This is a genomic window from Paenibacillus sp. HGF5, from assembly GCF_000204455.1.
GTDB lineage: Bacteria > Bacillota > Bacilli > Paenibacillales > Paenibacillaceae > Paenibacillus_AQ > Paenibacillus_AQ lautus_A.
Genome location: NZ_AEXS01000140.1, coordinates 92,061 through 105,893, shown reverse-complemented (window position 1 = coordinate 105,893; position 13,833 = coordinate 92,061). Strand labels below are relative to the sequence as shown.

Sequence of the window (13,833 nt, the reverse complement as noted above, 5' to 3'; positions counted from 1 at the left end):
GAAGCTGCCAGCTCGGCCCCTTTTTGCAAGTCGCCGACGGCGTATTGTATGTCTAACTGAGGAAACAGGGGAATGCACTCTTGTATGATAGGAACCATCGCTTCATAAGGAGCGATTATATGGACACGTATACGCATAACTGATCCTGCCTTCATTCAAAATCATCCAATCGCATATCCCGTGTTGGCGGAATATAGATGTTTACATTATTATAGCCAACTTCATCGCATCCTGCGAACATCGCACTGTTTTCCGATTCAGAATTTGTTACTATGATAGTACATAGATGCCTAATACCTAATGTTGGAATCCGTCAGGCATTTACTATCTTTCTTCATATGGCTTGGTGATTTGGAGAAAACAAACGGGAGGGAACATATTGAGTACACAGAGAGTGGGAGCTCCTTTGGAGGGCTTTGCGGAGTTCAGCCGAAAAGTCGCCGCCGAAGGTGCCGTACTGTTAAAGAATGAAGGACAGGCTCTGCCCCTGCAGCCGAACGAAACCGTTTCCGTTTTTGGCAGGACGCAGGTTCATTATTACCGCAGCGGTACGGGGTCGGGAGGCAGCGTTCATGTTTCCCATACAACGAATCTGCTGGGCGGTCTTCGGGATCAGAAGGGCATCGCCGTCAATGAAGAATTGGCTGCCGTTTATGAGCAGTGGATCGAGCAGAATCCTTTCGATAATGGCGGAGGCGGCTGGGCGGCTGAGCCGTGGCATCAGAAGGAAATGCCTTTGACCGATGAGCTGGTCTCCGCGGCAAGACGCGCATCCGACAAGGCGATCGTTGTCATCGGACGGACGGCCGGAGAAGATCAGGACAACGCCAATGAGCCGGGCAGCTACCAGTTAACGTCCGAAGAAAAAGCCATGCTGCAGCAGGTGACCGCACACTTTGAGCAAACCGTTGTAGTCCTGAATGTATCCAACATTATCGATATGAGCTGGATGCTCGATGAAGGTTATGGGCATCCGATTTCTGCAGTCATTTATGCTTGGCACGGCGGCATGGAGGGCGGCAACGCCATTGCGGACGTATTGGCGGGCGAGGTGACGCCCAGCGGCAAACTGACGGACACGATTGCTTATTCCATCGACGATTATCCATCGACCCGCAATTATGGCAATGAGCTTAAGAACCTGTATCAAGAGGATATTTATGTGGGCTACCGATTTTTCGAAACGTTTCGACCCGCAGCCATCCAGTATGAATTCGGGTTTGGATTGTCCTATACGCAGTTCCGAATCGAGCCGCAAGAAGCCAAACTCGCGGTCAGAAAGGGAGCGCCAACCGTTGAGATCGGCGTGAAGGTGACCAATATCGGGACCGCCTATGCAGGTAAAGAGGTTGTGCAAGTTTATTACGAAGCACCGCAAGGATGGCTGGGCCAGCCTGCCAAAGTTTTGGCCGCTTTCGGGAAGACGCAGGAGCTACAGCCGGGGGAATCGCAGCAGCTAACGCTCCAGTTCCCGGTTCATGCCATGGCCTCCTATGACGATGCAGGCGTGACGGGCCACCGTTCAGCCTATGTATTGGAGGCCGGAACGTACCGTCTGTATGCGGGAACCAGCGTGAGAAATGTGCAGCCTATCGGCTTGGATGGTCAAGAAGGTTATGTTGTAGAAACGCTGCAGGTTGTCGAGCAGCTCCGGGAAGCCATGGCGCCAACGGAGAGCTTCACGCGAATGAAGCCGGGCGTTCGTAGGGAGGACGGCTCGTACGAGCTTACTTATGCGGAGGTGCCGAAGCGCACGATTGCCATGGAAGAGCGCATTCATCAAAACCTGCCGCCGACCTTGGAGCAAACGGGCAATCGAGGCTATACCTTAAGGGACGTCCATGAGGGGAAAGTCAGCATGGAGGCTTTCATCGCCCAGCTTAGCGATCAGGATCTGGCGGTCATCGTCAGAGGAGAAGGCATGAGCAGTCCGCTGGTTACGGCGGGGACGGCATCGGCTTTTGGCGGCGTGAGCGACCGCCTGCTCGACTACGGAATTCCGGTGGCTTGCACCGCGGACGGACCGTCCGGTATTCGGATGGACAGCGGGCAGCAGGCAACGCAGGTGGCGATTGGCACCCTGCTTGCAGCAACGTGGAATACGGAGCTGGTCGAAGAGCTCTACGTGATGGAAGGCCGGGAGCTGCTCAGCTACAACATCGATGCGTTGCTCGGCCCTGGTCTGAACATTCGGCGCAGCCCGCTGAACGGTCGCAATTTCGAGTATTTCTCGGAAGATCCGCTCATCTCCGGCGCCTTTGCTGCGGCATGCACGCGCGGGATTATGAAGGGCGGCTCCAACGCCACGCTGAAGCATTTTGCTTGCAATAACCAGGAGAAGCATCGGAGCAAAGTCGACGCCGTCGTATCCGAACGGGCCCTTCGGGAAATTTATCTGAGAGGCTTTGAAATCGCGGTGAAGCAGGGTGGGGCGAATTCCATCATGACCTCGTATAACCCAATCAATGGGCACTGGGCGGCTTCCAATTATGATCTGAACACCACGATTCTGCGCGGAGAGTGGGGATTCCAGGGCATCGTCATGACGGATTGGTGGGCCATTATGAACGACGTGGTGAACGGAGGCCCGGCCGATCGGAAAAATACGAACTGGATGGTCCGTGCCCAAAACGATTTGTACATGGTGGTCATGAACTACGGAGCGGAAATCAATGCCTGGGAAGACAATACGCTGGCATCCTTGGAAAATGGCACGCTGACCCGCGGAGAGCTGCAGCGCAGCGCCATGAACATTTGCCAATTCCTGATGCATACGCCGGTCTTCTCCAGAAAGCAGGTGATCGAGGAAGCCGTGGGTGCATTTAAAGCCGATCCATCCCTCGAGTCGGTACCAGCCCAAGCTTTATCGGAGAGCACGCAAGTGAAGCCGGCTGCAGCGGGATCGACTTATGTGAAGGTGGAGCAAGCCGGCGAGTACCGGATCATTGTGCGCATCATGTCGCCGGAATCGGAACTGGCCCAAAGCGCCTGCAACGTCACGCTGAACGATCAGCCGGTAACCACGATTCAAACGAATGGTACCGACGGCAGATGGATTCGGCAGAAGCTTGTCAAAGTGGAACTGGAAGCGGGTTATTACGAGATGAAGCTGGATTTCGTCAAGCCGGGCTTGCAGATCGAGTGGATTGAATTTAAAGGGGTTTAGATCTAGGTTGTACCGGGATCATATAGCCAAGCTATGCAAACCGCCCCTGTAATAGCTCATGGTGATTTGCATGAAGCAGCTTTCGTCGTAAATACGTTCCATGCTTCTATTTCTAAGGCAGCAAGAGCCCGCTCACGGAGAGCGGGCTCTTGTTAGGTTATCCATCAATGTAATGGAAAACATTCGTCGTTTGCTATTCCACATCCATTGAGGTATAATAAGTTTATTGGGATTTTGACCTGAGATTCACATATTGCAGAGGGTTATTATTTTGATTAGGAACCTTGTGCAATATGTGAATTTTTTGTTTTTTAACCAAAAATGAGAAAATCATATAAATTTAGGAGGTGTTTCTATGCAAACAGGAACAGTGAAATGGTTTAACGCAGAAAAAGGCTTTGGTTTCATCGAGGTTGAAGGCGGCGAAGACGTATTCGTACACTTCAGTGCAATCACTGGTGACGGCTTCAAGTCGCTTGACGAAGGACAGCGCGTTGAATTTAACGTAGTCCAAGGCAACCGCGGACAGCAAGCCGAGAACGTTGTAAAACTGTAGACTCGTGAAAGGATCCCCAAACGTATCGTTTGGGGATTTTTTTTAAGATATCAGAAAGTATGAATTTCAGAGGATCTGCTGCTTGATATCGCAAGGATAACTACCGCTAAACGCGGTCCGTCTTCTTTAAGAGTACGTCGATAGACGTTTTTCTTATAAAGGGTGGGCTTGGCTAGTTGAGGCACGAAAGCGTTAAAAAATGTAGCTGAGGGGGATTTCATTGTCATATTCTTGGAATAAGCCGCTGGAAAATCTGCCGGAAGAGATGACCACGATCTGGTCTTGTACGAAGGAAGGGTGTAACGGTTGGATTCGAGACAACTTCTCGTTCAAGGAAGTTCCCGTTTGTTCACAGTGCGCGTCGCCCATGGTCAGCAGCAATAAAATCCTGCCGATTCTCGTTTCGTCGGATCAGCAAATCAAGCTTTACCGCAAGAATCAGCGCAAGGACACGAAGTCGTAGGGCAGTTCTCACGGTCCCAAAACCATTCTGTCCTCGTTCGTTGCGTACAAGAAAGGTTGAGATTTCATGCAGGCATTCGAAGATTGGAATCTAAAGGTGAAAAAAACGTTTAATGCTACAAGTAACAAGGAGGTATTAACCGTGTCTGAGGCAGGTCATTTGTTAGGTCTGTCCAAAGATCAAATGAAGATCTATGTCGATCAGAATAAGCTGACTAAGGTTCCGATCATGAGAAGCGTGCATCGATACCTTTTGTTGAAAAGTGAAATCGATCGAATTATGCAAAAGCAATAAAACAGAGCAGTATTGTGCTTATACAGAGACAGAGCTTCAAGCTCTTCGATCAGTATCGATCTTCCATATGAATATATAAGAGAAGAGGGTGCCCTAAGGGCACTCTTTTTTATTTCAGGCTCCCAGTAATCGGTGGAACTTTTAAACCAATCACATCGAAGGTCAAAAAAGGTCAAATTTTAAGATCCGAACAAATTCTTTTGTGAAAACGGCCGATAACGAGCTATTTTAGCGCGAATTCCTGCATCATCGGTTTTGGCATTTAAACGTTCCGGGCATATAATAAAAGCGTAAGGTCAAACAAGGTCAAAGAAAGGGGAATTCATGATGTTTGAATTGATGCCATTCGGCAAGCGCAGAGAGGATGCCTTCGGACAACTGATGAAATCATTTCATGATGCCTTTAACGACGCTTTTCCTGATGATGTGTTTGCGCCGTTCAAGGGTTCGATGATGTCGTTTAAGACGGACGTCAAGGAGACGGAGCACGCTTATCTGGTTGAGGCGGAGCTGCCCGGTTTTCGCAAGGAAGACATCGAAATCAGCTACACTGACCCTTACTTAACGATCAAAGCCGTGCGCAAGGAAGATCAGAGCGTGGAGGATACGAACCAGCACATCGTCCGCAAGGAGCGCCGTTACGGCGAGTATGTGCGCAGATTTTACGTTCAGAACATAGCCGAGGACCAAATCGACGCTTCCCTCAAGGATGGAGTCCTTAAGCTTGAAATACCAAAAAAGCCCGACCCTGGTAAGAAACGCATCCAGATCCGGGATGATATCTAATATATATGCCCTCCGATCCATAAGGTCGGGGGTTATTTTTTTGTGCTTACTTAGTCATAAATTTACATATATGCCAATGAATTTCGGCAAATGAAACCTATCGGGAGTATATAGGGTATTATAAGTTAAATGTAAACTTTTCGAGGGGGACGCACATGATGGGAATCTTATCGAGGTTTAAGGATATTATGAGGGTGAATGTGAACTCGTTATTGGAACGGACGGAAGATCCGGAGAAAACGATCGATACCTATATGCGGAGCTTGAACGGCGATCTGGGTAAGGTGAAAGCGGAGACCGCTTCCGTGCTTTCGGATGAGCGGAGAGCGAAGCGGGCACTGGATGAGTGCAGCGCCGAGATTCAGAAGCTGCAGCGATATGCGGAGAAGGCCGTGGAAGCGGGAAATGAAGGCGATGCCCTGAAGTTCCTGGAGCGAAAAGCGGCGCAGGCCGAGAAGCTGAGCGACCTGCAGGCAGCCCACGAATCGGCTGCCGCAAACGCCGTCAGAATGAAGCAATTGCAGGATAAGCTGGTGTCGGATATGAGCCAGCTGGAAGATCGCTATGCCGAGCTGAAAGGGAAGATGGCGGCTGCCAAATCCCAGCAGGAGCTGAATTCCGGCCGATCCTCCTTGGGCGGTGCCAATGCGGCATTCCATACCATGGAGGAGAAAGCGAGCCGTGCTTTGGATGAAGCGGAGGCCCTGGCTGAGCTGCGCGCAGGAGCGAAGGAAGATGACCTGGACGATTTGATCGCGGAATTGGAGAAGAGCATGGGCAAGGACGGAGTTGCCCCGACTTCACCTCCTAATGCCAAGGATGAACTGGAAGCGATCAAAGAAAAGCTGAACAAGAAGGAGTAACCATTTCATTGTTATCGAGGTGAGCAAATGCCGGTAATTGAATACAAATGTCCGAACTGCGGCAGCGGCATGGTTTTTGACGGCGATACGGGAATGTTGTCTTGCCCCAGCTGCGGAAGAAAAGACAACATCGAGGAAATCCCCGACCCGCTGAAGAAGCAGGTGTTCGCGGAAGATGAGGTAAAGGAGTACCATTGCAACAGCTGCGGAGCCGTGATCGTGACCGAGCCGGAGACCAGCGCCACGACCTGCAGCTTCTGCGGATCGGCCGTCGTGCTCAGCGACCGGTTGAGCGGCGAGCTGGCACCGGTGAAGGTCATCCCTTTTTCGATTACGAAGGAAGAGGCGATGAAGGCGTTCAAGAAATGGTGCCGGAACGGCCTGTTGACGCCAAGCGGATTTATGACAGCGGATCGGATCAAGGGCATCACCGGGATCTACGTCCCCTTCTGGCTGTATGAGCTGCATAATCGGGTTGAGGTTCATGGCCAAGGCACCAAGGTGAGAACTTACACGCAAGGAGATTACCAGTACACGGAGACCGAGCATTTCGACATCTACCGGAAGATTCGCTTGAATTATGTGAAGGTGCCGATCGATGCTTCCGAGAAAATGAACGATGAGCTGATGGATAAGCTGGAGCCTTTTCCCTATCAGCAGCTGAAGGAATTCAAGACGCCGTATCTCGCCGGGTACATAGCGGAAAAATACAGCCATGACGACGAGCAGCTTCTTCCGCGCGCTAAGGAAAAGATCAGCTCCTTCATTGATTCGTATATTTCGTCGGCGGTCTCAGGATACACGACCGTGAGTTATACTAACAAACGGATCGATACCACCAAGAAACAGGCGGATTACGTTCTTCTTCCGGTATGGATGGTGCACTATGATTACAACAAATCGGAGTATACGTTTGCGATGAACGGCCAGACGGGCAAGGTGGTCGGCAAGCCGCCGATCAGCAAAGCGAAGGTGGCCGGGTGGTTCGCGGGCATTTCGGGCGTCTCCTTGCTATCCTTGAAGCTGATCTCCTGGGCAATGGGAGGAGGGTTCCTGTGAGAAGACGATATGCGTTATGGACGGTCTTATTTTTACTAACGGTATATTTGATAGCGCCCTCCGGGATCGTCAAAGCTGCGGATGATAAGACTTTGATCTTTGACGAGGCGAATTTGCTCAGTCCGGAAGAACGCCAAGAGCTGAGTGCGATGGCGAATGAGTACGGTGCCGAACGCGAAACGGACTTTATGATCCTAACAGTTAACCGTGTTGAGAATGATGACTATGAGACTTGGACGGAAAACTTTTACGATGAATACGCACCTGGGTATGACAAGCCGCACGGTAATACTGTTATTTTAACCCTAGTGATGGATACCCACGATGTGCATTTGGAAGGTTATTATAAGGCTGAGAAGTATCTCGATTCCGGGAGACTGACCAAAATACGCAACAAGATTACGCCTGATTTATCGAACGGCAATTACAAGCAGGCTTTTGAAAAATACATCAAAACCGCTCATCGGTATATGGGCTTTGAGCCGGACGTGAACCCGGATAACATTATATTTAATCTCTGGTTTCAGCTGGGAGCTGCCGCTGCCATCGGCGTGGTCGCCGTGGGCATCATGGCTTACCGCTCCGGCGGGCGGGTAACGGTCAACAGCCGAACCTATGAGGATGCCAGCACATCGGGGATCTTGAATCAGCAGGACCGATATATCAGAACGACCGTAACAAAGCGGAAAATAGAGCGCAACACGAGCAGCGGCTCGGGCGGCGGAGGCGGAGGCGGCGTCACCGGCGGCGGCCATTCGCACAGCAGCAGCAGCGGGAAATTTTAATGGGAAGGGATGGAAGCATCAATGGGATTTTTCAAGAATCAATTCTCCAACGTAGTGGAATGGGAAGAGTTTAGGGATGACATGATTTTCTGGAAATGGCGCAACCGGGAGATTAAAAAAGGAAGTAAGCTGGTCATTCGCTCCGGTCAGGATGCGATCTTCATCAATAACGGCAAAATCGAAGGGATTTTCGAGGATGAAGGCGTATATAACATCGATTCGGATATCATCCCGTTTCTTTCTACCTTAAAAGGATTTAAATTCGGCTTTAACAGCGGCATGCGCGTGGAAGTGCTGTTCGTGAACACCAAGGAGTTCACCGTCCGATGGGGGACGCAGAACCCGGTTCTGATCCCGACGCCGCAGCTGCCGGGCGGCATGCCGATCCGTGCCAACGGGACATTTAATTTTAAAGTGAACGATTACGTGACGCTGATCGACAGGATTGCTGGGATCAAAGAGAGCTACCTTGTGGAGGACGTGAAAATCCGGATCAGTTCGGTACTCGATCAATTGTTGATGAAGTGGATCAGCCGCGAAGGCAAGGACATGTTCAATCTGCAGGCGAACGCTTCCGACATCGCCAGGGGGATTCGGGAAGACCTCGACATGGAAGTGATGGACAACGGGATGACGATTACCGGTTTCCAGGTGATGAGCTTCAATTATCCGAAGGAAATTCAGGACATGATCACGAAGACGGCCTCCCATGAAATGATCGGCAATCTGCAAAAGTACCAGCAGGTCAGCATGACGGACGGGATCGCGTCCGGCAAGGTGAAAGGCGGCGGTGCGGCTTCGGATATGGCAGGCATGATGATGGGGATGAACATGGCCAATGAAATGATGAAGAATATGAATCAGAACCAGGGCCAAAACAATCAGAATCAAAGCCAGCAGTCTCCGGCCGCGAAGGAGCCATCCGCCCCGGCATCCTCGTCCTCTTCCGAAGGAAACAAGAAGCCCAATTTCTGCCCGAACTGCGGCGCGAAGAACGAAGGCGCGAACTTCTGTCCGAATTGCGGACAGAAGCTGGGTTGAATGAAAGCCAGCAGCACGAATAAATGCACAACCTTGGATGGACATAAAGGGTTTTGATTTTTATGTCACGGTTAAAACGATGCGAACTGCGTTATTTCTTCTATATAAAAGTAAATTCAACTCACGCCCCCCTCACTCATAAAGTGAGGGGCTTTTTTGCTATGAACGCCGTAGCTGAGTTATGTATCTACCTTTCCGCAGGAAGTGGCTCACAACTGGAATGAAGAACAGCCTCCGAGGGCAGGAAGGAAGGTGCTGCAGCGCGAATCCGGAGAAATAGAACTTGACGGACAAATGAGAACTAGGCAAATGGAAAAGGGGTACATTATGATAGGACATATCGGTCATAAGAGAACTCCCGAAGACGAAGGGGGACAGGGGGATACTATGTTCAGATCGACATCCTGGCGCATATTCGTGATAAGCGGCATCTTTTTTGCAATGACCATCATACCGTTCTCGTTGTTTCTGGCCAACCGGTTTTCTCATTTCGCATACTCGCAGATGGGGACGTTCAACCAGGACCGCATCGAAGAAATGGCGGAGCGGGTCGAGTACATCCTGGCCAAGCTGAAATGGTACAGCCTGACCATGTATGAAGACCATTCCGTTCAAAACTGGATGTATGCTTCAGCCGACAATCTGCTGCAAAATGCCAGCACGATGGGGGTGTTATCTAAATATTTATCTCATGAGCCTTATATTGAAACCGCTTACTTATTCAGTATCCGCAAACGCGAGGTGATCGACGCCAAGGTTGGATTGCTTTCATTCGAGGAATTTGCCGATCAGACGATGCTGCAGCGGATCGAGCGCACTCCCGGGACATTCCTCCGCTATTTTGATCACAGGATAGGAAATAATTCGTATTTGGCTCTTCAGCTTCCTTCGACTCCTGAGCAGAAAAACCGCGACGGGTATCTTGTCGTCCTGTTCGACAAAAAGGAGCTGCAGAAGCATTTGATCTCAGGCGACGGAAGGGCGGATACACTGCTTTCGATCGTGGATGATCGAGGAAGATTGATTCTGGGCGAATGGGATGAGCGGCTCGAGGAGACCATCGATAACATCCAGACAGGGCAGAACCAGGGAGCCTTCGAAATGAACAGCGCCGAAGGGAAAGCGTTCGTCAACTATGCGCGGATGGGATCGCCGGAGTGGACCATTATATCTGTTACTGAAATGAAGCAATTCCGCGAAAAGGCGGGGGCGTTCAAAACCGTCATCATCGTCTGCTCGCTCCTGCTGCTCGTGGCGCTGCTTCTGATCGCCTATTGGAATTCGCGCCGTTTTGTTGGGCCTTTCCGACGACTGGCGGATCAACTGCAGCGGAAGCTGGGCGTGAAGGGGGAGAACGATTACGGCGTCATCGAGCAGGGCGTCGTAATGCTTCGCGATCATTATCCGCTGATCAAGACCGAATATTTGCGGCAATGGCTGCTGCAGGGCAGGCTGACCGACGGCGCCAGAGCGGCGATTGTCCGCGAATCGTGCCTGCTTGACTATGAGTGGCTTCGGTTGGCTGTTATCAAGATCGATTCCTATTACGAGATATCCGAGCGGTATGATTTCTTCTCTCGCAAGCTGCTCAAGTATGCAATCGGCAATATCGCAGAGGAGCTGCTTGGCACATCAGAACGGCCGATCGAGGTGGTCGATTTTGGGACCGACCATCTGGTCGTGCTGGTTGGCACGGCCAGTTCCCTCCCTGATCCCGAGTTGACCCAAGAGCTCAAGGAGCTTAGCCGTCAAGTCAGCCGTTACGTAAAGCTGGACGTGACGATCGCAGAAAGCGAGGCGCGGCGCGTACATGACGATTTGCGAAAAGTATACGACGACATGAACGAACTGACATTATTCAAGTTTGTCAGCGGTGATGACAAAATCTACGTCGAACAAGACTTTGAACGATATGCCGATTTACAGGCGCCGATCGACTCCGCCGTGCATGAAAGCTTGATCCAGACGATTCGAAGCGGCAAAGAGGAGAAGGTGCTGGCCATGCTGGATGAGGTGTTCACGCGCCTGCAGACGATGAAATATACCGAGTGCCAATTCCAACTGAAGCTGCTTCTGTTTGCGATCGTCAAGTCGTTCAGCAAAGTGATGTCTATCCAGAGTGTTGAAGGGATTGAGCGCCACTTGAGGCAGTTCGCCACGCTTACCGAGGTTCGCGAATGGCTGAAGGAAGAGACCGGGCGGATGATCCGGCAGCTTAGCGACCAAAAGGGATTCAATCGCAAGGAAAAGCTGATTGGGGAAATCATCGAGTACGTCCGCTACCATACCCATGACCCGATGCTGTCGGTAGACGATATCGCTGACCATATCGCTTTGTCGGCCAAATACGTCCGGCAGCTGTTTCACGAACATTATGGCATGCCTCTATCGAATTTCATCTTGAACGAGCGGCTCGGGAAGGTTAAAGAGCTGCTGGAGCAGACCAGCATGCAGATCACCGAAATTGCAGAGCAGTCCGGTTTTCAGACCAAAAGCCACTTTTTCACCGCATTTAAAAAAGCGACCGGCATGACGCCGAGCCAATACCGCGACAGCAAGGCGGACGAGCGGATGGAGCGGACGCGGCAGATAGCCGGGAACTCTGCGAATTAGAAAGGCCAGCGGGCGATCGAGAACCGGCCAGACCAATAACAACCGGCCGAACGCTCGCGAATCGGCCGCGCGAGAACCGAATCCGGCCAATGAGAACTAGGCAAGCAGCAACCGTGAATGCTACGATGGCTCCGTTCAAATCCTGCAAGCCGCACAAGAAAGGAGGGACGCTCTTTGGAGCGACGTAGAAGGTTCGGCGGGTCGTTTGTGCGCGAGCTGTCGCGGAACCGGTATTTGTACTTGCTGGCGCTGCCCGGCATTGCGTTTCTGGTCGTATTTGCTTATATGCCCATGGCCGGGCATCTGCTCGCCTTCCAGGATTACCGGCTATCCGATGGAATATGGGGGAGCGAATGGGTCGGATTTAAGAACTTCGAGTTTTTCTTCAATGGGAAAGACTGGCTGCGGGTGACGCTGAATACCGTTTTCCTGAATGCACTGTTTCTCGTAACCGGCCTCGGCAGCGCGGTCGTGCTGGCTATTTTTCTGAACGAAATCCGTAACAGGCTGTTCAAGCGAATCACGCAATCGTTAATTTTTTTACCGTATTTCATTTCTTGGCTTGTCGTCAGCATGATGACGTTGACGCTATTCAGCACATCCGAGGGGCTCATTAACCGCGCGCTTGCCGCCCTTGGCTACGAAGGAGTGGACTGGTATTTGACGCCTGGCGTATGGCCGTATATTTTAACCGTCATTAGCGCCTGGAAGATTGCCGGCTATAATTCCATTATTTTTTTGGCCGTCATTACGGGCATCTCCTCGGAATATTACGAGAGCGCCCGAATAGAAGGCGCGAGCCGGATGCAGCAGATGCTCTACATAACGCTGCCGTTGATGCGGCCGACCGTGATGATATTGGCGCTGCTTGGCATAGGCCGTATTTTCTACGGCGATTTCGGCATGATTTACGCGATCATCGGAGATAACGGCATACTCTTTCCGACGACAGATGTCATCGATACGTATGCGTTTCGTGCGCTGAGGCAGCTGGGGAATTTCAGCATGTCCGCTGCCGTTGTCGTGTACCAGTCCTGCATGGGGCTTGTCACGATTCTGATCTTCAATGCGATCGCGCGCAAGGTGGACGCGGATTCAAGACTATTCTAAAAGGAAGGTTGGGCGAGTTGGCATGAGGCCGGATTCGGGCTTCCGATCGCTGTTGTCCCCGAATCGTTATGATCGTATAAGCTCGTTAAGCGGATACGATTCGGGAACAAAGGCGACCACTTGCGTTTCTCCAGCTCCGAACCGGCCCTTTGCTTCAGTCCCAACCAGTTAAGGTGTGATCGAAGTGAGAGAACGGTTGTTTCTTGTTTTGATGTACGGAGTGCTGGGTGCTTTTGCGCTGTTTTGCTTCATTCCGTTCTGGATTGTGTTCATTAACTCGTTCGCCGATGAATCGCTTCTGCAGACGGCGGGGTACCAGTTGCTGCCGAGCAAATTCAGCCTCCATGCGTACAAATTTCTGTTTTCCGGCAAGCAGGTGTTTCTAAGCTACGGCATTACGATGATCGTGACGGTCGCCGGCACGGCGCTGGGCGTACTCTTGACAGCTGCATATGCGTACACGCTGAGCCACCGGAAAGTGAAGTACCGCCATATTTTATCGTTTCTAACCTTCCTGACGATGCTGTTCGGCGCAGGACTGGTCGGCTTTTACATGCTGATCGCCAACTGGCTGCAACTGAAAGACTCGGTGTGGGCACTCATTTTGCCCTATCTGCTTAATCCGTTCTATGCCTTCATTCTTGTCTCTTACTACCGGACGCTGCCGTATGAATTGAATGAAGCTGCGACTGTGGACGGCGCCAATGATCTCTATATTTTCTTTCGCATCATCTGGCCGATTTCGCTGCCTGTTATCGCCACGGTGAGCCTGTTTTACGCGCTGCAATATTGGAACGACTGGTACTTGTCATTGCTGTTTATCGACAATCACAAAATGCTGCCGCTGCAGATGATGATCCGCCAGCTTATGTCCAATTTGAATGTTATGGCTTATGTAAGCGGGAGCCAGACGCAGTACAACGTCGTCGTGCCGACCTATGGCATGCAGCTGGCGATCGTCTGCGTTACCATCGGCCCGATCGTGTTCGTCTATCCGTTCATACAGCGCTTCTTTATTAAAGGTTTGACGCTTGGTTCGGTAAAAGGGTAGAGCGGCAAGCGTGAAGGCGTTTGGCCGGTTCGAGCTTTCAACCGCT

12 protein-coding genes are annotated in these 13,833 nt (G+C 51.3%); all 12 read left to right on the top strand.

What is annotated here, in order from left to right; all coding sequences use genetic code 11:
• Positions 1-379: 379 nt before the first annotated feature.
• The 12 genes from HMPREF9412_RS21940 to HMPREF9412_RS21885 all read left to right on the top strand — a co-directional run bounded on the left by HMPREF9412_RS21940 (position 380) and on the right by HMPREF9412_RS21885 (position 13,787).
• Positions 380-3,166, top strand: a complete 2,787-nt coding sequence (locus HMPREF9412_RS21940; RefSeq protein ID WP_036673061.1) for a glycoside hydrolase family 3 C-terminal domain-containing protein — start codon at positions 380-382, stop codon at positions 3,164-3,166.
• A 355-nt stretch (positions 3,167-3,521) separates the two neighbouring features.
• Positions 3,522-3,722: a cold-shock protein gene (locus tag HMPREF9412_RS21935; protein ID WP_006207692.1), complete on the top strand. Its 201-nt coding sequence runs from the start codon at positions 3,522-3,524 to the stop codon at positions 3,720-3,722.
• Between the two features lie 220 nt (positions 3,723-3,942).
• Positions 3,943-4,185 carry a cold-shock protein gene (locus HMPREF9412_RS21930; RefSeq protein ID WP_009593899.1) on the top strand — a complete coding sequence of 81 codons (243 nt, stop codon included), beginning with the start codon at positions 3,943-3,945 and terminating at the stop codon, positions 4,183-4,185.
• A gap of 66 nt (positions 4,186-4,251) precedes the next feature.
• Positions 4,252-4,479, top strand: a complete 228-nt coding sequence (locus tag HMPREF9412_RS33440; protein WP_009593947.1) for a helix-turn-helix domain-containing protein — start codon at positions 4,252-4,254, stop codon at positions 4,477-4,479.
• 327 nt (positions 4,480-4,806) lie between these two features.
• Positions 4,807-5,265, top strand: coding sequence for an Hsp20/alpha crystallin family protein (locus HMPREF9412_RS21920; protein WP_036673055.1), 459 nt, complete (start codon positions 4,807-4,809; stop codon positions 5,263-5,265).
• A gap of 158 nt (positions 5,266-5,423) precedes the next feature.
• Positions 5,424-6,128 (top strand): PspA/IM30 family protein, encoded by a 705-nt coding sequence (locus tag HMPREF9412_RS21915; protein ID WP_175320794.1) that lies wholly within the window; start codon positions 5,424-5,426, stop codon positions 6,126-6,128.
• Between the two features lie 27 nt (positions 6,129-6,155).
• The gene (locus HMPREF9412_RS21910) at positions 6,156-7,187 is read left to right on the top strand and encodes a TFIIB-type zinc ribbon-containing protein (protein WP_009593950.1); all 1,032 of its coding nucleotides are present in this window, start codon (positions 6,156-6,158) and stop codon (positions 7,185-7,187) included.
• Positions 7,184-7,972, top strand: a complete 789-nt coding sequence (locus HMPREF9412_RS21905; RefSeq protein ID WP_009593930.1) for a TPM domain-containing protein — start codon at positions 7,184-7,186, stop codon at positions 7,970-7,972. Before HMPREF9412_RS21910 ends, HMPREF9412_RS21905 begins: the two co-directional genes overlap by 4 nt.
• A gap of 21 nt (positions 7,973-7,993) precedes the next feature.
• Positions 7,994-9,013, top strand: coding sequence for an SPFH domain-containing protein (locus tag HMPREF9412_RS21900; protein WP_009593938.1), 1,020 nt, complete (start codon positions 7,994-7,996; stop codon positions 9,011-9,013).
• 387 nt (positions 9,014-9,400) lie between these two features.
• Positions 9,401-11,626, top strand: coding sequence for an AraC family transcriptional regulator (locus HMPREF9412_RS21895; RefSeq protein WP_009593904.1), 2,226 nt, complete (start codon positions 9,401-9,403; stop codon positions 11,624-11,626).
• Between the two features lie 174 nt (positions 11,627-11,800).
• Positions 11,801-12,736, top strand: a complete 936-nt coding sequence (locus tag HMPREF9412_RS21890) for an ABC transporter permease (RefSeq protein ID WP_009593931.1) — start codon at positions 11,801-11,803, stop codon at positions 12,734-12,736.
• A gap of 184 nt (positions 12,737-12,920) precedes the next feature.
• Positions 12,921-13,787, top strand: coding sequence for a carbohydrate ABC transporter permease (locus tag HMPREF9412_RS21885; protein WP_009593897.1), 867 nt, complete (start codon positions 12,921-12,923; stop codon positions 13,785-13,787).
• The last annotated feature ends 46 nt before the right edge of the window (positions 13,788-13,833 follow it).

Excerpts from the sequence above, each read along its gene's own strand:
- HMPREF9412_RS21935 (WP_006207692.1), top strand. The coding sequence starts at position 3,522 with ATGCAAACAGGAACAGTGAAATGGTTTAACGCAGAAAAAGGCTTTGGT.
- HMPREF9412_RS21915 (WP_175320794.1), top strand. The coding sequence starts at position 5,424 with ATGGGAATCTTATCGAGGTTTAAGGATATTATGAGGGTGAATGTGAAC.
- HMPREF9412_RS21910 (WP_009593950.1), top strand. The coding sequence starts at position 6,156 with ATGCCGGTAATTGAATACAAATGTCCGAACTGCGGCAGCGGCATGGTT.
- HMPREF9412_RS21895 (WP_009593904.1), top strand. The coding sequence starts at position 9,401 with ATGTTCAGATCGACATCCTGGCGCATATTCGTGATAAGCGGCATCTTT.
- HMPREF9412_RS21920 (WP_036673055.1), top strand. The coding sequence starts at position 4,807 with ATGTTTGAATTGATGCCATTCGGCAAGCGCAGAGAGGATGCCTTCGGA.
- HMPREF9412_RS33440 (WP_009593947.1), top strand. The coding sequence starts at position 4,252 with ATGCAGGCATTCGAAGATTGGAATCTAAAGGTGAAAAAAACGTTTAAT.
- HMPREF9412_RS21900 (WP_009593938.1), top strand. The coding sequence starts at position 7,994 with ATGGGATTTTTCAAGAATCAATTCTCCAACGTAGTGGAATGGGAAGAG.